17 protein-coding genes and 2 pseudogenes are annotated in these 18,584 nt (G+C 63.6%); 10 read left to right on the forward strand and 9 right to left on the reverse strand.

Annotated features, from left to right (window positions below; genetic code table 11):
* Positions 1-502 precede the first annotated feature (502 nt).
* Complete coding sequence (locus JQ611_RS32590) at positions 503-1,843, forward strand: Rieske 2Fe-2S domain-containing protein (RefSeq protein WP_212467769.1); 1,341 nt, start codon at positions 503-505, stop codon at positions 1,841-1,843.
* A 186-nt stretch (positions 1,844-2,029) separates the two neighbouring features.
* On the opposite strand, the gene JQ611_RS32595 is transcribed toward JQ611_RS32590, so the two are convergent.
* The 3 genes and pseudogenes from JQ611_RS32595 to JQ611_RS32605 all read right to left on the reverse strand — a co-directional run bounded on the left by JQ611_RS32595 (position 2,030) and on the right by JQ611_RS32605 (position 4,466).
* A complete protein-coding gene (locus JQ611_RS32595) occupies positions 2,030-3,637 on the reverse strand; it encodes a Na+/H+ antiporter (protein WP_212467770.1) in 1,608 nt (535 codons plus the stop codon).
* Positions 3,638-3,784: 147 nt separating this feature from the next.
* Positions 3,785-4,065 (reverse strand): annotated as a pseudogene (locus JQ611_RS42825) (nuclear transport factor 2 family protein); the annotation flags it as partial.
* Positions 4,066-4,091: 26 nt separating this feature from the next.
* Entirely contained in the window at positions 4,092-4,466 is a 375-nt protein-coding gene (locus JQ611_RS32605) for a nuclear transport factor 2 family protein (protein ID WP_192736438.1), read from the reverse strand.
* Positions 4,467-4,567: 101 nt separating this feature from the next.
* On the opposite strand from JQ611_RS32605, the pseudogene JQ611_RS32610 reads away from it, so the two are divergent.
* A pseudogene (locus JQ611_RS32610) lies at positions 4,568-5,010 on the forward strand (GFA family protein).
* 194 nt (positions 5,011-5,204) lie between these two features.
* On the forward strand, positions 5,205-7,004 hold the full coding sequence (locus tag JQ611_RS32615; RefSeq protein WP_212467771.1) for a caspase family protein: 1,800 nt from the start codon (positions 5,205-5,207) through the stop codon (positions 7,002-7,004).
* 4 nt (positions 7,005-7,008) lie between these two features.
* On the opposite strand, the gene JQ611_RS32620 is transcribed toward JQ611_RS32615, so the two are convergent.
* Positions 7,009-7,698: a DUF1345 domain-containing protein gene (locus tag JQ611_RS32620; protein WP_212269857.1), complete on the reverse strand. Its 690-nt coding sequence runs from the start codon at positions 7,696-7,698 to the stop codon at positions 7,009-7,011.
* Position 7,699: 1 nt separating this feature from the next.
* On the reverse strand, positions 7,700-8,620 hold the full coding sequence (locus JQ611_RS32625; protein WP_212269858.1) for a polyprenyl synthetase family protein: 921 nt from the start codon (positions 8,618-8,620) through the stop codon (positions 7,700-7,702).
* A gap of 187 nt (positions 8,621-8,807) precedes the next feature.
* On the opposite strand from JQ611_RS32625, the gene mtgA reads away from it, so the two are divergent.
* The 3 genes from mtgA (at position 8,808) to JQ611_RS32640 (ending at position 10,618) form a co-directional block, all read left to right on the forward strand.
* On the forward strand, positions 8,808-9,485 hold the full coding sequence (gene mtgA, locus JQ611_RS32630) for a monofunctional biosynthetic peptidoglycan transglycosylase (RefSeq protein ID WP_212467772.1): 678 nt from the start codon (positions 8,808-8,810) through the stop codon (positions 9,483-9,485).
* Between the two features lie 156 nt (positions 9,486-9,641).
* A complete protein-coding gene (gene rpmF, locus JQ611_RS32635) occupies positions 9,642-9,827 on the forward strand; it encodes a 50S ribosomal protein L32 (RefSeq protein WP_027540899.1) in 186 nt (61 codons plus the stop codon).
* A gap of 143 nt (positions 9,828-9,970) precedes the next feature.
* The gene (locus JQ611_RS32640; protein ID WP_212467797.1) at positions 9,971-10,618 is read left to right on the forward strand and encodes a hypothetical protein; all 648 of its coding nucleotides are present in this window, start codon (positions 9,971-9,973) and stop codon (positions 10,616-10,618) included.
* Positions 10,619-10,645: 27 nt separating this feature from the next.
* On the opposite strand, the gene JQ611_RS32645 is transcribed toward JQ611_RS32640, so the two are convergent.
* The gene (locus JQ611_RS32645) at positions 10,646-10,933 is read right to left on the reverse strand and encodes a hypothetical protein (protein WP_249133637.1); all 288 of its coding nucleotides are present in this window, start codon (positions 10,931-10,933) and stop codon (positions 10,646-10,648) included.
* Positions 10,934-11,174: 241 nt separating this feature from the next.
* Between JQ611_RS32645 and JQ611_RS32650 the strand changes: the two genes are divergently transcribed.
* Positions 11,175-12,866 (forward strand): bifunctional diguanylate cyclase/phosphodiesterase, encoded by a 1,692-nt coding sequence (locus tag JQ611_RS32650; protein WP_212467773.1) that lies wholly within the window; start codon positions 11,175-11,177, stop codon positions 12,864-12,866.
* Between the two features lie 171 nt (positions 12,867-13,037).
* On the opposite strand, the gene phaR is transcribed toward JQ611_RS32650, so the two are convergent.
* Positions 13,038-13,637, reverse strand: a complete 600-nt coding sequence (gene phaR, locus JQ611_RS32655) for a polyhydroxyalkanoate synthesis repressor PhaR (RefSeq protein ID WP_212269861.1) — start codon at positions 13,635-13,637, stop codon at positions 13,038-13,040.
* 313 nt (positions 13,638-13,950) lie between these two features.
* Between phaR and JQ611_RS32660 the strand changes: the two genes are divergently transcribed.
* From JQ611_RS32660 to JQ611_RS32670, 3 genes are all read left to right on the forward strand, one after another.
* Positions 13,951-15,129 (forward strand): acetyl-CoA C-acetyltransferase, encoded by a 1,179-nt coding sequence (locus JQ611_RS32660; protein ID WP_212269862.1) that lies wholly within the window; start codon positions 13,951-13,953, stop codon positions 15,127-15,129.
* 266 nt (positions 15,130-15,395) lie between these two features.
* Complete coding sequence (phbB, locus tag JQ611_RS32665) at positions 15,396-16,121, forward strand: acetoacetyl-CoA reductase (protein ID WP_192736448.1); 726 nt, start codon at positions 15,396-15,398, stop codon at positions 16,119-16,121.
* A gap of 164 nt (positions 16,122-16,285) precedes the next feature.
* The gene (locus tag JQ611_RS32670) at positions 16,286-17,161 is read left to right on the forward strand and encodes a DMT family transporter (protein WP_212269863.1); all 876 of its coding nucleotides are present in this window, start codon (positions 16,286-16,288) and stop codon (positions 17,159-17,161) included.
* 76 nt (positions 17,162-17,237) lie between these two features.
* On the opposite strand, the gene JQ611_RS32675 is transcribed toward JQ611_RS32670, so the two are convergent.
* A complete protein-coding gene (locus JQ611_RS32675; protein WP_212269864.1) occupies positions 17,238-17,687 on the reverse strand; it encodes a cupin domain-containing protein in 450 nt (149 codons plus the stop codon).
* Complete coding sequence (gene gloB, locus JQ611_RS32680; RefSeq protein ID WP_212467774.1) at positions 17,687-18,454, reverse strand: hydroxyacylglutathione hydrolase; 768 nt, start codon at positions 18,452-18,454, stop codon at positions 17,687-17,689. Before gloB ends, JQ611_RS32675 begins: the two co-directional genes overlap by 1 nt.
* Between the last annotated feature and the right edge of the window lie 130 nt (positions 18,455-18,584).

An 18,584-nucleotide genomic window follows, 5' to 3' on the forward strand; every position in this document is an offset into this window, starting at 1 on the left:
TTACGCCTCGACGACGGCGTGGATAAGCGTACGGCAAAACCGTGTGGTCCTGGCGCCCGTTGCAGGCGTCAAGCTGTTGGAGAAGCGCAAGCGGGAACGGCAGCGACGGAGTCAACCAAGAACTCGTCTCCGGGGAGAGCACGGCATAAGCCGTAAAGCCATTGCGCAGGGAAGGCCGGGTGTTCTCCGCTGCCCTGTATGCTCGTGTGCAGCATTTCTTGTGCTAACCGCACACGGGACCGCGGGTGCAGCGCGCACCCGGTCTTCCCTGCGCCCTCATTTTCGAGGGCAAGGAAGTTTCTGGCAAAGCTCGGGCGCAATGCGTCGCGAGAATGCGAAACTGCATCTTCCGTCATTGCGAGCGTAGCGAAGCAATCCATCGCGCCGCGAAAAGGAAAGAAAGAATGGATTGCTTCGCTCCGCTCGCAATGACGACGTTGACGCCCCGTGCAAGCTGCGCCAAGCTTGGCCAAAATCAAAACAAGACCCCGGAGGTCACGCCATGCTCCGCGCCGAAGACAACGCCTTCCTGACCGAAAGCGGTGCGGGAACGGGGATGGGCGAATTGCTGCGCCGGTTCTGGATGCCGGTGCTGCTGTCGGCGGAATTGCCTGAGGCCGACGGCACGCCGAAGAAGATCATGGTCATGGGCGAGGAACTCCTGGCGTTCCGCGACAGCCGCGGCGTGGTTGGCGTGATCGATCAATATTGCCCGCACCGCGGCGCCAATCTCTGGCTCGGCCGCAACGAGGAGTGCGGCATCCGCTGCGTCTATCACGGCTGGAAGTTCGACACGTCAGGCAACTGCGTCGACATGCCGACCTCCTATCCCGATCTCAACGCCAAGGACCTGATCAAGATCAAATCCTATCCGGTGCGTGAATGGGGCGACATGATCTGGGCCTATATGGGCCCGGCCGATCAGGTGCCGGAATTGCCGGCGCTGGAGATGGCGCTGCTGCCGGCCTCGCACCGCTACGTCACCAAGAAATGGCAGGACTGCAACTGGGTGCAGGCGCTCGAAGGCTCGATCGACACCGCGCATTTCACCTTCGCGCATCTGAGCTTCGAGAAGGAAGAGAACGAGATCCTCGACATCAAGAAGCATTTTGTGAATCCGCTCACACGGGTTGCGACCGACCATATGCGCTGGATCGCCGAGGACCCGCGCCCGGTGATCAAGATCAGCTCGCACGCGGCCGGCCTCACCGTCGCCGGCGGAAGGCTCACCGGGTCCGACAACATCTACTGGCGCATCGCCCAGTTCCTGATGCCGGTGCATGCCTATGCGCCGAGCTCGATGCCGGGCGAGAACATCTTCGGCCAGAGTTTTGTCCCCGTGACCGATACCAGTTGCTGGATCTACACCTATGCGTGGAATCCGGAGCGGCCGCTGACGCAGGCCGAGCGCGACGGCTACGATCGCGGCAACGGCGTGATGTCGGAAGTCGACGAGAATTACGTTCCGCTGCGCAACAAGGCCAACGACTATCTGATCGATCGCAAGCTGCAGAAGACGAAAAGCTACACCGGCATCAAGGGCGTCTCCGAACAGGACGCCGCGGTACAGGACAGCCAGGGCCCGATCGCCGACCGGACGCGAGAACATCTCGGCCCGACTGATTTGGGCATCATGCATTTCCGCAAACTGGTGATGGAGGCCGCCCGCGCGCTGCAGCAAGGCGAGGCTCCGTCGCATGTCGCGCGTCAGGACCGCTACACCGTACGCTCCGGCGCCTGCGTCACCAGCAAGACGAAAGACCTCACCGCCGTGATGATCGAGCGCTTCGGCGATGCGGCGGGGTTCGTCGGCGGTCCCGGGCGGAATGTCGCGGCGGAGTAGGGGCGGGCTGTTTCTCTCGTGTCGTCCCGGCGAACGCCGGGACCCATACGCCGCGGCGGGCGTTGTTGAAAAAGAAAGACAACGATCAGCGTGTTAAAACAATGATCGCTGGTGGTTATGGGTTCCCCCGATGCGCAATTGCGCATCTGAGCTCAAGGCCGGGACGACGTGTGGATGGATACGGGCCTACAACGGAATCCTCCGATACTCCCGATTGCTCAAACTCGCTTCCTCCAGATCGAGGTCGCGCTCGATCCGGCGCCGGGTCTCGTCGGTGATCTTGCCGTCGCGCAGCAAGGCGTGAATGAATTTACGCTCCGTCGAGATCAGCTCGCGGGTCAGTTCGGTGCCGGCCGCCGAGGCGTCCTGCACGTCGGGATCGAACGCATCTGGCAGCTGGTTGGTGCGGGATTCGTGCCGTGCGCGGAGCAGCTTGACGACTTCGTCGGTCAATTCGCGGTCGTCGGTGATGGCATCGAGCGATTTGAGCGCGGCATCGAGCGCCTCGCGCCGCGCTGCGATCTCGGCTTCGTGCTCGGCGATGTGTTCGTCGCGGCCGGCCTGCGTCAGGCCGAGCCACCGCACCACCAGCGGCAGGCCTGACCCCAGTCCGACCAGGGTGATGAAAATGACGCCGAAGGAAACGAACAGGATCAGGTCGCGATGCGGGAACGCGTCGCCATTCGGCAGTGCAAGCGGCAGCGCCAGCGCCGCGGCAAGCGACACCGCGCCGCGCACACCGGTGAAGGCGATCACGAAGGTGTTTCGCCATGGAGGACTGGGATCGCGCGCCCGCAGGCGCGGGTTCAGCAGGCGCGGCAGATAGATGGCAGGAAAGACCCAGGCGAACCGCGCGACGATCACGATGACCGTGACCAGCGCGGTGGCGAACAGGATCTCGTCCAGCGGGAACGCCTTCGATTTCTCGAACAGCGAGCGCATCTGGAAGCCGGTCAGCAAGAACAGAAAACCCTCGACCAGATAGATCACGAGATCCCAGAAGAAGATGCCCTGCAGGCGCGTCGCCGATGAGATCAAAAGCGGCCCGTTCCAGCTCATATAGAGCCCGCAGGCGACGGTGGCGATCACGCCGGAACCACCGAAATGGTGGGGAATCCAGAAAGCGAGGTAGGGCGTGAGCAGCGACAGCGTGATCTCGACCTGCGGATCGCGGGCGCGGTGGCGCATGCGCAGGCTGAGCCAGCCTACCGCGAGACCGAACAGCAACTCGCCGACGACGATGACGGCGAAAGTGCCGGTGGCCTTCGGCAGCGAGAACATGCCGGTCAGGATCGCCGCGACCGTGAAACGATACAGAATCAGCGCGGTCGCATCGTTGACCAGGCCCTCGCCCTCGAGCACGACCAGGATCCGGCGCGGCATGCCGAGCTTGCGGGCAATCGCCAGCGGCGCCACCACGTCGGGCGGTGCGACGATGGCCCCTAACAGGAAGCCGACGGTCCATGGCAGCCCGATCAGGTAATGCGTGGCGGCGGCGACCGCGAAGGCGGTGAAAATCACGCAGCCGACGGCCAGCAGCGTGATCGGGCGGAGGTTGAACTTGAATTCGCGCCAGCTCATGGCGACGCTGGCGGAATAGATCAGCGGCGGCAGCACCACCAGCAGCACCAGTTCCGGCGGCAGTTCGATCGACGGCATGCCCGGCACGAAGGCGAGCACGATGCCGACGAGCATCATCAGGATCGCCGACGCGACATTGATTCGCCGCGCCAGCAGCGCGGTGCCCGCCAGCACGGCGAGCAGGATCAAAAAGATCTGAAATTTGGCGTCCATGATCTCCCCAATTCGCAGGGAAACCCCTCGGACGTCAATCCGTCCGGATGGACCCGCGGACGGGCGAGGCTACCCGCGCAGATCGTAGCGGTAGGACTTTGAGACGATCTTCCAGCCATCCGAGAGCTTCATCGCCACCAGATAGTCGGTGAAATAGAGCGGCGGCAATTGGCAGCGCACCTTGATGAAGGCGGTGGATTGGTCCGAACGGTCGATCGTGACGACGAAATCCTCACGCGGCTTGCCTTCGGCCTTCGCCGACGATCCAGCCAGTCGGGCATGGCGAGGACCTTCAGCCTGCCCTTCTCCAGCGAGCGCAGGTCGGCGGAGGGGTGGAAGATCGCGCCGAGCTTGTCGACGTCGCCTTCGTAGACGGCGTCGAAATAATGCTGGATCACGGCTTCGACGGTCGAACGGTCATAGCTCACGGATCGGTCCTCTCATGAAGCAGCCATCACTCGCGCAGATCGTAGCGGTAGGATTTTGAGACGATCTTCCAGCCGTCCGCGAGCTTCATCGCCACCAGATAGTCGGTGAAATAACGCGGAGGCAATTGGCAGCGCACCTTGATGAAGGCGGTCGACTCGTCCGAGCGGTCGATGGTGACGATGAAGTCCTCGCGCGGCTTGCCTTCGGCCTTGGCTGACGGGCGCTTGCGCACGCGATCCAGCCAGTCCGGTACGGTCAGCACCTGCAATTCGCCCTTCTCCACCCAGCGCAAATCGGCGGTGGGGTCGAAGATGGCGCCGAGCTTGTCGGCATTGCCTTCGTACAGGCCGTCGAAATAATTCTGGACAACGGCTTCGACGCTCGATCGGTCTTCGCTCACAATAGTCCTCCCCAAAGGTGCAGGATTGTTCGATCTGAAGTAAGCCACGAACGGATGAAATTCGCTACGGGTGAGTGCAAGACCGCGGGAGGGAATTGATCATGACGGGTTCAGTTAGTTCGAATGCTCGCATTCTGACCGGAGAATGCTTCTGCGGCGCGGTGCGTTACGCCGTGGCCGATTCATTCGAATATGCCCTCAATTGCCATTGTTCGAATTGCCGGCGGACCACCGGTTCGGCGTTCAAGCCGTTTGCCGGCATCGCGCGCGACAGGCTCAGTATCACCGCGGGTGACGATATCGTGATGATCCATGGCGACGATGCCGGTCATAACGCGCACTGTCGGCGATGTGGCTCCCCCTGCTCTATTCGGTGGTGCGCGATGGCGCCTTCGTCCATGTCGCGATGGGGACACTGGTCGATGCTCCCTCGATCCGCCCGTCCGGCCACATCTTCGTGGGTTCCAAGGCGCCCTGGTTCTCCATCACCGACGATTTGCCGCAGTACCGGGGTCACGTTGTCCGGGCTGAACGCCCGGAATAGGCGTAGCAATTGGCGGGGCGCGGCCGGACGAGCCCGGCGTTAAACATGACCGGCCAACGGGCGAACCCGTGGCCTGTTTGCCGGATTGGCGGTAAAATGGCCGCGCGATCCGGGTCGATGCGGTTCGTGACCCAACTCACAAAGCCCGGCCCTATGCCCATGATAGGTATACCCGGTGAGGCTCCGGAAGCGTCATGTTCAGATCTGGATCTCTAAAATTGCATCGATGGGTGCTTGCCGCCGCATCGCTGCTGGCTGTGTGCCAGCCGGCGTTTGCCGAGAAGCGCGTCGCCCTGGTGCTTGGCAATTCCGCCTACAGGAATGTCCCGCAGCTTGCCAATCCGGTTAACGACAGTGCCAAGATCGCCGCGACGCTGAAGGAGGCCGGCTTCGATGTCGTCGATTCCCGCCGCGATCTGCCCGCTGCCGAAACCCGGCGCGCGCTGCGCGACTTCGCCGATCGTGCCCGGGACGCCGACATCGCCGTCGTCTATTACGCCGGCCACGGCATCGAGGTGGACGGCTCGAACTATTTGATTCCGGTCGATGCAAAACTGGAACGCGACACGGACGTTTACGACGAGGCCCTGTCGCTGGATCGCGTGCTGATCGCGATCGAGCCGGCCAAGAAATTGCGGCTCGTCATTCTCGACGCCTGCCGGGACAATCCGTTTTCCAAGACCATGAAGCGGACGGTTGCCTCGCGCGCGATCGGGCAGGGCCTCGCCAAGGTCGAGCCGAGCAGCCCGAACGTGCTGATCGCCTATTCGGCCAAGGCCGGATTCACCGCGGCCGATGGCGACGGCCAGAACAGCCCGTTCACAGCAGCGCTGTCGCGCCACATCGCGACGCCGGGGCTCGACGTGCGCCGCGCTTTCGGATTTGTCCGCGACGAAGTGCTCAAGACCACCGGCAACCGGCAGGAGCCGTTTGTCTATGGTTCGCTGGGCGGCGACGACGTGCCGTTGGTGCCGGCCCCCGCCAAACCGGCGCCCGCCGCCGCGGCGCCTGCGCCCGCGCCCGCGCTCAGCGCGCAGGCCGAAGCCCGCCGCGATTACGAACTGGCGCTGCAGCTCGGCAACAAGAACGCGCTCGATGCCTTCCTCAAGCAATATCCCGACGGCTTCTATGCCAGCCTCGCCAAGCTGCAGCTCGACAAGATCGCCGCCGAGGAAATCCGCATCGCCGCCACCGAGAAGGCGCGGCTGGCCGAGCAGGAGCGGGCACGGCTGGTCGCCGAAGGGGCTCAGAGATCGGAGCAGTCGAAGGCCGAGGCTGATGTCAGGGCCACCGAGCAGGCGCGTATCGCCGCCGAAAAAGCCAAACAGATTGCGCAGGACCAGGCCGCGGCGGCCGAACAGAAGCGCCTCGCGGCTGACGCGCCGGCGTCCGCCAAGGAAGCTGTCAAGGAAAAGGCCGTCAATCTCGCGGCCCTGCCCCCGGCATCGGCCCCGGCCGACATCACCAAGTCGGTGCAGGCCGAACTGCGCCGAGTCGGCTGCCTGACCGGCGCTGCCGATGGCGACTGGAACGCGGCTTCGCAGCGCTCGCTGACGCTGTTCAACCGCTACGCCGGGACCAGGCTTGATGCCAAAGTGGCCAGCGTCGACGCGCTCGATGTGATCAAGCTGAAACCGTCACGCGTCTGTCCGCTGGTCTGCGAACATGGCTTCAGGGCCGATGGCGACCGCTGCAGCAAGATCACTTGCGCCCAGGGTTCGGTGCTGAACGACGACAATGAATGCGAAAAGCGCCGCGGCAACAAGCCGGTGGCCAAGCGCGATACCGATGATCGCCCCGAGCGTCCGGTGCGGGAACGGCCGCGGCCCGAGGTCAGTGCGCCCAGGCCTCAGGCATCCGGCCGGGCATCCGGCCAGGTCGTATGCGATCAGGCCGGTTGTCGCTCCGTGACCGCCGGCTGTCGCCTCGAATACAAGACGTTTGCCCAGGGCGGCCCGTATCCAAGCGGCGGCAATGTTGAGGTATGTCGCTGAGGCTCTAGATCGCACTCGCGGCGATGTTCACCATCAGTGCGACCAGCGCGGTATTGAACACGAACGAGATGATGCCGTGGACGGTCGCGGTGCGGCGGATGATCTTGTCGGTAATCCCGACATCGGAAACCTGCGCGGTCATCCCGATCACGAACGAGAAGTAGACGAAATCCCAGTAATCGGCGTCCTCATGCTGGTCGCCGCTCGGGAACTGCAGGCCGCCCGGTTTGCCGCCGCGGTAATACTCATGCGCGTAATGCAGCGAGAACGCCGTGTGTACCGCCGCCCATGACAGGACGATGGTCACCGTCGCCAGCACCAGCCCCGGCGCGCTGCGGTTGGAGGCGCCGAGTTCGAACACGATGGCGGCGATGCTGGCAAACGCGCCGAGCGCCGTCAGCAGCAGAATCAGGAAACGGCCGTCGTCCTGCAGCGCCGCGTTGCGGCGGATGTGCAAAATGCCGCTGCGAAACACCATGGTGAAAACCAGCACCAGATACAGCGCGACGAAGATGTCCCAGCTGACCAGCAGCCGCGTTACCAGCCGCAGCGAGCCCGGCAGCAAAAAGAACGCAACGATACCGACTGCGATCGCGATGAAGGTGCGTGGCCGCCCATAGACCACACGGAGCAGAACCGGCTTTTTCCTGAACCGGTCGAGGAGCTCGTCGAGTTCCTTCTTCTGCGATGGCACGTCAGCTCTTGCGATCGGCGACGAAGCGCGACGCGGCCTTCAGTACGTCACCCTTGGCTCCGAAGATCGACAGCGCGGAATCCGCGCGCGCCAGCAAGTCGCGCACGCGCTGCTTGGCGCCGTCGATACCGAGCTGGGTGACGAAGGTGGTCTTGCCGAGCGCCGCATCGGCGCCGGCCGGCTTGCCGAGGGCTGCGGCGTCGCCTTCGACGTCGAGCAGATCGTCGGCGATCTGGAACGCCTCGCCGAGCGCGCGGCCGTAATCGTCGAGCGCCTGATATTCCTGTTGCGTGGACTGGCCGAGGATCGCGCCCGCGATGCAGCCATAGCGCAGCAGCGCGCCGGTCTTCATCTGCTGCAGCCGCGCCACGTCGACCGGTTCGCGGTCGCCGAACCGGCCTTCGCCGGCGAGGTCGAGTATTTGTCCACCGACCATGCCGCCGATCCCCGAGGCGCGGGCGAGCGCACGGGTCAGCAGCAGGCGCACGGTGGGATCCGAATGAATCTCGTCGCGGGTCACGATGTCGAACGCCAGCGTCAGCAGGCCGTCACCGGCGAGGATCGCGGTGGCGTCGTCGGTCTTCTTGTGCAGCGTGGGACGGCCGCGGCGCAGGTCGCTGTTGTCCATCGCCGGCAGATCGTCATGGATCAGCGAATAGCAGTGGATGCATTCGAGCGCGGCGCCCGCGAGCAGCGCCGCGTCGCGCGGAACGCCGAACACGGCCGAGCTCTCGACCACCAGAAACGGCCGCAGGCGCTTGCCGCCGCCGAGGCTTGAATAGCGCATCGCGTCCATCAGCCGCTTCGGCCGCGCGATCTCGTCTGATAACAGCGTATCCGACAGCAACTTCGCCAGCAGGGCCTCGGTATCTTCGGCGGTCTGATCCAATCGTGTGGAGAAATCGGCAGTGGCGGTCGTCATTTAAGAATGGCTCCAGATCAATTTTGCCGGACAATCGTTGATGGCAGGGCGTCAGTCAATTCCGCTTCCCGGCTTGAGGCGCCTTAAAAGCGCTGGAAAACCCACGAAATATCATGGTGATGTCACCTATTAAGGGGTCTGTTGACCGATCCTTACGCCGGCTGGGCTGAACCGGAAGCATCCGAATTTGCGCTTTGTCCGAATCTTATTGCTGATTTTGCTGGTGCTGCTGCTGTTGCCGTATCTGGTGACGCCGTTCTATCGCACCGGCCATCCGGTCTCGACGCTGATGGCCTGGCGCTGGCTCAAGGGCGCGCCGGTGTCGCGGCAATGGATCGATTTCAAGGCGATTTCGCCGGCGCTGCCGCGTTCGGTGGTGGGCTCCGAGGACGCCAAATTCTGCGGCCATCGCGGGGTCGATTGGAGCGCGCTGCAGGATGCGATCGAGGATCACGAAGAAGGCGAGGTGTCGGGTGGCGGCTCCACCATCACCCAGCAGGTGGCCAAGAACCTGTTCCTGTGGCCGGGCCGCAGCGTGGTCCGCAAGGCGCTGGAGCTGCCGCTGGCGATGTGGATCGACCTGGTGCTGTCCAAGCAGCGGATTCTCGAGATCTACCTCAATATCGCCGAACTGGGCCCCTCCGGGCAGTTCGGCGCCGAGGCAGGGTCCCAATACGCGTTCGGTCGTTCGGCTACGACCCTGTCGCCGCGCGAGGCGGCCCTGCTGGCGGCGATCCTGCCCAATCCGGTCAGGCGCAGCGCTCGTAATCCCGGTCCCGGGGTGCGGCGTCTGGCCGGCACCTACATGGCGCGGGCGAATGCATCCGCGCTGCAGCGGTGCTGGAGCGAAAATCGTGCATTTTGAGCCAATTTTCGGCCGATTTAACCTTGGCAAAGCCTAGCTTTACGCCATCCCTTCCTCTATAAGCGCGGCCTTATCGGCATCGCAGCCCGTGCTTTGAAGCGCTGGGCGGTCCGCTACCAGGACGATGCCCTCCGACAACACCCCTAGAGGACCGTTATGGCCGTTCCCAGAAGAAAAACATCGCCCTCGCGGCGTGGCATGCGCCGCTCGGCGGACGCCCTGAAGAAGCCGACCTATGCCGAAGACAAGGATTCGGGCGAATTGCGCCGTCCGCACCACCTCGACCTGAAGACCGGCATGTACAAGGGCCGGCAGGTTCTGAAGGCCAAGAAGGAATCCTGATCGGGCCCAGGCTTAGCGCGGCGATTCAGCCGTGCCTGCCTGAATTCGGCCAACGGATGGGGTAAGACGGTTCCCGGTGGCGAAGCGCGATGCTTCGCCTTAGGAGCGTTCAAGTTTCCTTTAGTAAGGCCTCGCCGATGTCCATGGTCGGATTTCCGCTACTCCTGATTCCGCTCGCGATCTACAACATCATCGCCTTCCTGATGCCGGAAGTCGCTTTCAGCACGCCGCTGCTGAAGCTGATGCTGATGTCGGGCGTGGAATGGCAGGTGACGCTGAGCGACGTTCTGATCGCGGTCGGCATCTTCCTGTTGATGTTCGAAGTCATCAAAGGCGCGCGTCCCGGCGCGAAATATCTAACCGACCATCTGCTGTCGCTGATCGTGTTCGGCGCGGCCGCTGCCGAATTCGTGCTGTGGCCGAAGTTCGGCACCTCGACCTATTTCCTGCTGACGTCGCTTGCGCTGGTCGACTTCCTGTCCGGCCTTGCCTTGCGCACGCGGCGGCGCGCGGTCGTGGCGCCTGCGGTGTCCGCCAAGGGCGCCAGAAGACCTGAGCCGAAAGCTGAGCCGCAGGCCGAGCCACCGGTGGCCGAGCCGAAACCCGAGCCTGCGCCGGCACAGGCGACAGCGCCGCCCGCGGCATCGGTTGCTGAATCAGTGTTGCTGGATCACCCGGAACCGGCGTCCGCGCCGGCTGTCGCGCCCCATGCGGCCTCGCCGGAAGTCCCCTCGCCGGGGATACAGCCAGGCAGCGGTACGACACCGTCGCCGGACAAGCCGCCGCGCTGACCGGTCCGTCGGCTCAGATTTCTTGCTTCAGATGACCTGCCGGGTCCGCCGTGCCACGCTGCGGCGTTCCTGCGGGTGTGCGCCATAGGCGGCCTGCGCATCCTCGATCGAGGCACGTCGCATGCAGCGCGTCTGTGGGGCCTGGTCGGCGGTCGCGATCAGTTGGGTCAGAAAGGTCGGGTCGGGTCGCGCCATGGTCGCTTTCCGCGACCAGTGCACCGTTTGGGTCACCGGCACGAGCGCGACACAGGCCGGCGCGTCGGCGTCGGAGACGTCTACGTCCAAAATATCTTCTGATCGTTCGGTATCGAGCATCGCACTGAACCGGCTAAAACTGTCACGTTTTGGGACGTGACGCCCTACTGCGATTCGCTCTTCGCAAGGCCTATGCCGATGCGTCCCGGTTGGTTCCCTCAAGGTTTGCGACAGCCGTAAAACGTGGTTTCCAGATTATTTATGAACTTTGCCTAGCCTCTGATTCGATAGAACCACTATCCTCAGGCTAGCCAGAATCACCGTGCCTGTCTTTGGGCTGTCCCGAATCGAGGCGACTTTGATGTCCGCTGTCCCGCAAGCCTCCAGCATCCTCGCTTCGCTCGGGCAGGCCACGTTCGTCTGGGATCTCGCCGCCGACAGCATCGCCTGGAGCGACAACGCCGCCTCCGTCTTTACCGACATCGCCCCGGAAGCGCTGGCCAGCGGCGCCGCGTTCGCCAAGCTGATCGAGCCGAAAGGGTCGATCCGGTCAGACGCGCTGGGTCACACCGCCCCGGCACGCGGCGGCGAAGGTGTCGCCTACCGGGTCGAATATGGCGTGCGGGCCTCGACCTCCGCGCCCGTGATCTGGATCGAGGAAACCGGTTGCTGGTTTGCCGGCGCCGACGGCAAGCCGGCGCGCGCGCAAGGCGTCGTCCGCGTCGACAATGAGCGCCGCGCCCGCGATGAGCAGCTCGTGCGGCTCTCGCGGCACGACCCGCTGACCGGCGAACTCAATCGCACCCACCTGATCGCAGCGCTCGCCGAGGCGATCGAGGAAGCCGCGCGCTTCCGTTCGTCATGCGCCTTCATGCTGATCGGCATCGACCATCTGGCGCGCGTCAACGACGCTTTCGGCTTCGATGTCGCCGATGGCGTGATCGCGGAAGTCGGAAAACGCATTCGTGCGCGGCTGCGCGGCGGCGACGTGCTCGGGCGATTCTCCGGCAACAAATTCGGGCTGATCCTGCGCAACTGCACCGTCGACGACACCAATGTCGCGACCGAGCGGTTTCTCGCCGGTATTCGTGACGAGGTGGTGCCGACCGTTTCTGGCCCGGTGTCGGTAACGGCGTCGATCGGCGCGATCAGCATCCCGCGTTATGCCCGCAGCGCCGATGAGGCCGTCACCCGCGCCCAGGAAACGCTGGATGGCGCCAAGAGCCGCCGGGCCGGATCATTTGCGCTGTGGAAGCCGAATGTCGAACGCGACGCCCAGCGCCGCGTCAACATCCGCGTCACCGATGAAATCGTCACTGCGCTGAATGAGCGCCGGATCGTGACCGCGTTCGAGCCGGTGGTCGAAGCGCGCTCGCGCCAGCCGGCGTTCTACGAATGCCTGGTGCGGATGGAGCAGGACAACGGCCAGGCGTTGCTGGCACCGGATATCGTCCCCGTCGCAGAACGACTTGGCCTGATCCGGCTGGTCGATCACCGCGTGCTGGAACTCGCGGTCGCCGAACTCGCGGCGTCACCGAACGTGCAGCTCAGCCTCAACATCTCACCCGACACCACGATGGATCCGGACTGGTCGGCTTCGATCGAATCCCTGATGCGTGCGCATCCGGGCGTGGCCGAACGGCTGATCGTGGAAATCACCGAGACCGTGGCGATCCAGGATATCGACGACATCAGAGGCTTCGTCACCAGGCTGAAGAATTTCGGCAGCCGGATCGCGATCGACGATTTCGGCGCCGGCTACACCTCGTTCCGCAATTTGCGCAAGCTCGGTGTCGACATCGTCAAGATCGACGGCGCCTTCGTGCAGAACATCGCGCGCTCGGCCGATGACCGCGCCTTCGTGCAGACGCTGATCGATCTGGCGCGGCGGCTGCAGATCAAGACGGTGGCGGAATGGGTGCAGGACGAAGAGTCCGCGGTCATGCTGCGCGAATGGGGCTGCGACTACATCCAGGGCCGCCTGATCGGCCTCGCATCACCGGAGCGGCCGTGGGCCGTGCCGGCCGAGACGGTGTTGCCGGCGGCGAGTTGATCAGCGTAGCGTTGAAATGTTTCCTCGTCCCGGCGAAGGCCGGGACCTATACGCCGGCTCATCGATGGGGCGCGGTGGTAGGCGCCCTCACGCGACAACAAAGATTTGTGGTTATGGGTCCCGGCTCAAGGCCGGGACGACGTACGGAGAGAGTGGAGCGCGGAAGAAAAACTACTCTTCCTTCTTCGGCTCTTTCGACATGCGCTCGAGGCGGTCCTGCATGTCTTTCATCTGACGGCGAAGATCATCGATATTGTCTTCGGCAGCCGCCGGCTCCGGCAGCTTCTCGGGTTCGACTGACGTCACGCCGCCGCGCGGCGGCACGAACGGCTTGAACATCGAGAACGTCTGCTGAAACAGTTCCATGTTGCGGCGGACGTGTTCTTCGAGCGGCGCAAATGGCGTTCCCGAGAACGTGTTGGTGAGCTGCTTGCGGAACTTTTCCTGCTCGCGCGTCAGCGTGTCGATCGATTGTTCCAAATATTTCGGAACCACCATCTGCATGCTGTCGCCGTAGAAGCGGATCAGCTGGCGCAGGAACGTGGTCGGCAGCAGATTTTGCCCCGCCTTGTTTTCCTGCTCGAAGATGATCTGCGCCAGCACCGAGCGGGTGATGTCGTCACCGGTCTTGGCGTCATAGACGAGAAAATCCTCGCCATCCTTCACCATCGCTGCGAGATCCTCGAGCGTCACATAGGTGCTGGTGCCGGTATTATAGAGCCGCCGGTTAGCGTATTTCTTGATCGTGGTGGGTTGGTCTGACTTGGCCATGGCCATGGGGCTCACACATCGATACCGAGAGCGGGGAACCCGACGGCATCGCCGGCGGGCAGACGAGCAACGCAACGCAGCAAAGTAAGCATTTTCAATGCGGCTCGGCTACCGTTTTGTGCGGCACGGTTAATTCCAAGGCATGGGTACTGCTATGGAAACTGCCAAGGACGCTATTTTGAATGCGCCGCGGCGTGATTTTCCCCTCTGGCCGATTGACACAGGATGCCTAGGTTAACAGGATAGTCCCAAGAGACAGGCCCGCCATCCGGCCGCCCGCCGTCGAGAAACCTCAAGCTCACAGGAGATGTCCATGTCAGACGATGTCGTCATCGTCAGCGCCGCCCGCACCCCGGTCGGCAGCTTCAACGGCGCGTTCGCCACCACCCCGGCCCATGATCTTGGCGCCATCGCCATCAAGGCCGCGCTGGAGCGGGCTGGCATCGAGCCGGGCCGCGTGTCCGAAGTCATCCTGGGCCAGATCCTGACCGCGGCGCAGGGCCAGAATCCCGCCCGCCAGGCCTCGATCGCGGCCGGCATCCCGGTGGAAAGCCCGGCCTGGGGCGTCAACCAACTCTGCGGCTCGGGCCTGCGCACCGTTGCGCTCGGCTATCAGGCGCTGCTCAACGGCGATTCGGAAATCGTCGTCGCCGGCGGCCAGGAATCCATGAGCATGGCCCCGCACGCGCAATATCTGCGTGGCGGCGTCAAGATGGGCGGCCTCGAACTGGTCGACACCATGATCAAGGACGGCCTGTGGGATGCCTTCAACGGCTATCACATGGGCAACACCGCCGAGAACGTCGCGCGGCAGTACCAGATCACCCGCGCGCAGCAGGACGAGTTCGCGGTTCACTCGCAGAACAAGGCCGAGGCCGCGCAGAAGGCCGGCAAGTTCAATGACGAGATCGTCCCCGTCACCATCAAATCCCGCAAGGGCGATATCATCGTCAGCGCCGATGAATATCCGCGCCATGGCGCCACCGTCGATGCGATGGCCAAGCTGAAGCCCGCCTTCGAGAAGGACGGCACGGTCACCGCCGGCAGCGCGTCCGGCATCAATGACGGCGCCGGCGTGGTGGTGCTGATGACCGCCAAACAGGCCGCCAAGGAAGGCAAGAAGATCCTCGGCCGCATCGCGTCCTGGGGCCAGGCCGGCGTCGATCCCAAGATCATGGGCACCGGCCCGATCCCGGCTTCCCGCGCCGCGCTGAAGAAGGCCGGCTGGAACATCGCCGATCTGGACCTGATCGAGGCCAATGAAGCGTTCGCGGCGCAGGCCTGCGCGGTCAACAAGGACCTCGGCTGGGATACCTCCAAGGTCAACGTCAATGGCGGTGCGATCGCGATAGGCCATCCCGTCGGCGCTTCCGGCGCCCGCGTGCTGGTGACGCTGCTGCACGAAATGCAGAAGCGCGATGCCAAGAAAGGCCTCGCCACGCTGTGCATCGGCGGCGGCATGGGCATTGCCATGTGCATCGCACGCGACTGAACCATAGCGTTTTCAAGCGAAGTGGGTACCGGTTCGCGTCAAGAAAACGCGTACAGATAAAAGGCAGATAGGATGCGTTGTTGATGAAAAGTTCATCTGTCAACCACGGCTCAAATCGATAAAACTGAAATGCCCGGTCTTGCGCCGGGCATTTTCATCTCTGGTGCGTTATCGAGTGAGAAAACGCGCCGCACTTTGAAGAGCAGGCTTCGTCAAAAGACCGGGACAATTCCGGCTCGTAAAAAGACCACCAAGGAGGACTACGCATGGCACGTGTTGCATTGGTTACGGGGGGCACGAGAGGCATTGGTGCTGCGATCAGCAAATCGCTGAAGGCGGCGGGCTACAAGGTTGCGGCGAGCTATGCCGGCAATGACGCCGCGGCGGAAAAATTCAAATCGGAGACCGGCATTCCCGTGTACAAATGGGACGTCAGCTCGTTCGACGCCTGTGCGGCCGGCGTCAAGCAGGTCGAGGCCGATCTCGGCCCGGTCGACGTGCTGATCAACAATGCCGGCATCACCAAGGACGGCGCCTTCCACAAGATGACGCTCGAGCAGTGGAACGCGGTCATCAACACTAATCTCGGCTCGCTGTTCAACATGACCCGCCAGGTGATCGAAGGCATGCGCGCCCGCAAGTTCGGCCGCGTCATCAACATCTCCTCGATCAACGGCCAGAAGGGACAGTTCGGCCAGGTCAATTACTCGGCGGCCAAGGCCGGCGACATCGGCTTCACCAAGGCCTTGGCGCTGGAGAACGCCAAGGGCGGCATCACCGTGAACGCGATCTGCCCCGGCTACATCAACACCGAAATGGTGCAGGCGGTGCCGAAGGACGTGCTGGAGAAGAGCATCCTGCCGCTGATCCCGGTCAATCGCCTCGGCGAGCCCGAAGAAATCGCCCGCGCGGTGGTCTTCCTCGCCGCCGACGAGGCCGGCGCCATCACCGGCTCGACGCTGACGATCAACGGCGGGCAGTACATGGTGTGATTGCTGCGGTCCCGTCGGATCCTCGCAGCCACAATCTATCAAGAAGGCGTCATGCCCGGCCTTGTGCCGGGCATCCACGTCTTTACTACTCCATAACAAGAAGACGTGGATGGCCGGGACAAGCCCGGCCATGACGGAAAAATCTCGCACCGTTGCCGGCCAAGATGACTCCCCGTACCGCCACACTTATCGGACTGACCGCGATCCTGATGTGGTCGCTGCTGTCGGTCCTCACGGTTGCGACCGGGAAAATTCCGGCGTTTCAGCTCGCGGCGATGACGTTCGCGATCGGGGCGGCGGTCGCTTTCATCAGCTTCATCTGGCGGCCCGCGGCCTTCGCCGCGTTACGGCAATCGCCGACCGCGTGGGTGGTCGGCGTCGGCGGGCTGTTCGGCTATCACGCGCTGTATTTCCTGGCGCTGCGCTTTGCGCCGCCGGCCGAAGCCGGGCTCTTGAACTATCTCTGGCCGCTTTTGATCGTGCTGTTCTCCTCGCTGCTGCCGGGCGAGCGGCTGGCGGCGCATCACATCATCGGCGCGCTGCTCGGTCTCGCCGGCACGGTGTTGCTGTTGTCAGGCAATAGCGGCGGCGGCTTTGCGCCGGCGCAGATTCCGGGACTGGCGGCGGCCTTCGTCGCCGCCTTTGTGTGGGCGGCCTATTCGGTGATGTCGCGCAAGCTCAAGGCGGTGCCGACCGACGCGGTGGCCGGCTTTTGCCTCGCCACCGCACTGCTCGCGGCTCTCGTCCACGGCATGGTCGAGACCACGGTCTGGCCTGAAACGTCAGGGCAATGGCTTGCCATTATCGCACTCGGCGTCGGTCCGGTCGGCGCTGCGTTCTTTACCTGGGACATCGGCATGAAGCGTGGCGACATCCGCGTGCTCGGCGCGGCATCCTATGCGACGCCGCTGCTCTCGACCGCGTTTTTGATCCTCGCAGGCTTTGCCACGGCGAGCGCCACGATTGCGATTGCCGCGATCCTGATCGCCGGCGGCGGCCTGATCGCGGCAAAGGATATGGTGTGGAGAAAAAGACCGTAGGATGGGTGGAGCGCAGCGATACCCATCATCTCACCGCACGGACGCAACTGATGGGTATCGCTTCGCTCCACCCATCCTACGAAGAAGGCTCCCAATCCTTCGGCGCCATCTCGAACGTTGCAAAATCGAATCCCGGCGCAACCGTGCAGCCGACCAATGTCCAGTCGCCGGTGCTCTCGGCGGCTTGCCAGGTGTCGGGCGGCACGATCGCCTGCGGCTGTTCGCCGGCGGCGAGGTTCGGGCCGAGCCTGAAACTCCATTGCCCGTCATCGTCGGCGATTTTCAACGTCAGCGCGCTGCCGGCGTAGTAATGCCAGACCTCGACGGCATCGATGCGATGCCAGTGCGAGCGCTCGCCGCGCGCCAGCAGGAAATAGATCGCGGTGGACCGCGAACGGCCGCTCGCATCGGTGCGGGAATCGCGAAACGTCTCGCGATAATGCCCGCCTTCCGGATGCGGCTTCAGCTCGAGCCGCGCGATGATCTCGGCGGCACTTGTCTCGGCAGTACTTGCCGGGAGCGTCATCAGGACTTGTTCTTGCGTTCACGCAATTCGCCGAACACGTCGGCGGCGTTGGCGCCCTTCATGTGCAGCTTGGCGGCGACCGACGGCTCGTCGGCGCGCAGGAACACGTTGGCCTTCTTTTCCTCGCCGAGCAGGGTTGGAATCGTCGGCTTGTTCTCCGCGCGCAGTCTGGACACTTCCGCGGCACGCGCGACCAATGCGGCATTGTCGGGCTCGACCGTGAGCGCGAATTTGACGTTGGAGGCGGTATATTCGTGGCCGCAATAGAGTTTGAAATCATCCGGCAGCGCGCGCAGCTTGAGCAGCGAATCCCACATCATGGGATAGTCGCCTTCGAACACCCGGCCGCATCCGATCGAGAACAGCGTGTCGGCGGCGAACAGCGCTTTTTCGCTGTCGAACACATAGGAGATGTGGTCGAGCGTGTGGCCGGGCGTTTCCAGCACGCGCACCAGGAGGCTGCCGACCTTGATGACGTCGCCATGGGCGGCGCGCAGATCGACATTGGCGATCGCGGCGGATTTGTCGTGCGGGGCGACGACGCGGCAATTGTACTTCTGCTTCAGCTCGGCGACGCCGCCGACATGGTCGTGGTGGTGATGGGTGATCAGAATATCCGTCAGCGTCCAGCCTTCGCGCTCCAGCGCCTTGAGGATGGGGCCGGCTTCCGGCGCGTCGATCGAGGCGGTCGCGTTGGTCGCGGGATCGTGGATCAGATAGCCGAAATTGTCGTTGAGGCAGGTAAAGGTGCGAATTTCCGAAGCCATGGTATCTCCACGAACAGTATGAGTGATTTCTTGCCTGAGCATGATTTCTTCGGAAAACCGGGGCCCACCCCGCCATTGAAGTGCGGGGCGCGCCTTTCCCGATCAAGCTCTAACACGCCACATATGGGCA

The sequence above is a fragment of the Bradyrhizobium sp. AUGA SZCCT0182 genome (assembly GCF_018130185.1).
Taxonomy (GTDB): domain Bacteria; phylum Pseudomonadota; class Alphaproteobacteria; order Rhizobiales; family Xanthobacteraceae; genus Bradyrhizobium.

Bases quoted from the DNA above. Each gene is read 5' to 3' on its own strand.
- JQ611_RS32675 (WP_212269864.1), bottom strand. From the start codon at position 17,687: ATGACGCTCCCGGCAAGTACTGCCGAGACAAGTGCCGCCGAGATCATC.
- JQ611_RS32650 (WP_212467773.1), top strand. From the start codon at position 11,175: ATGTCCGCTGTCCCGCAAGCCTCCAGCATCCTCGCTTCGCTCGGGCAG.
- gloB (WP_212467774.1), bottom strand. From the start codon at position 18,454: ATGGCTTCGGAAATTCGCACCTTTACCTGCCTCAACGACAATTTCGGC.
- phaR (WP_212269861.1), bottom strand. From the start codon at position 13,637: ATGGCCAAGTCAGACCAACCCACCACGATCAAGAAATACGCTAACCGG.
- phbB (WP_192736448.1), top strand. From the start codon at position 15,396: ATGGCACGTGTTGCATTGGTTACGGGGGGCACGAGAGGCATTGGTGCT.
- JQ611_RS32640 (WP_212467797.1), top strand. From the start codon at position 9,971: ATGGTCGGATTTCCGCTACTCCTGATTCCGCTCGCGATCTACAACATC.
- JQ611_RS32660 (WP_212269862.1), top strand. From the start codon at position 13,951: ATGTCAGACGATGTCGTCATCGTCAGCGCCGCCCGCACCCCGGTCGGC.
- JQ611_RS32615 (WP_212467771.1), top strand. From the start codon at position 5,205: ATGTTCAGATCTGGATCTCTAAAATTGCATCGATGGGTGCTTGCCGCC.
- JQ611_RS32645 (WP_249133637.1), bottom strand. From the start codon at position 10,933: ATGCTCGATACCGAACGATCAGAAGATATTTTGGACGTAGACGTCTCC.
- rpmF (WP_027540899.1), top strand. From the start codon at position 9,642: ATGGCCGTTCCCAGAAGAAAAACATCGCCCTCGCGGCGTGGCATGCGC.
- JQ611_RS32670 (WP_212269863.1), top strand. From the start codon at position 16,286: ATGACTCCCCGTACCGCCACACTTATCGGACTGACCGCGATCCTGATG.
- JQ611_RS32595 (WP_212467770.1), bottom strand. From the start codon at position 3,637: ATGGACGCCAAATTTCAGATCTTTTTGATCCTGCTCGCCGTGCTGGCG.
- JQ611_RS32625 (WP_212269858.1), bottom strand. From the start codon at position 8,620: ATGACGACCGCCACTGCCGATTTCTCCACACGATTGGATCAGACCGCC.
- JQ611_RS32590 (WP_212467769.1), top strand. From the start codon at position 503: ATGCTCCGCGCCGAAGACAACGCCTTCCTGACCGAAAGCGGTGCGGGA.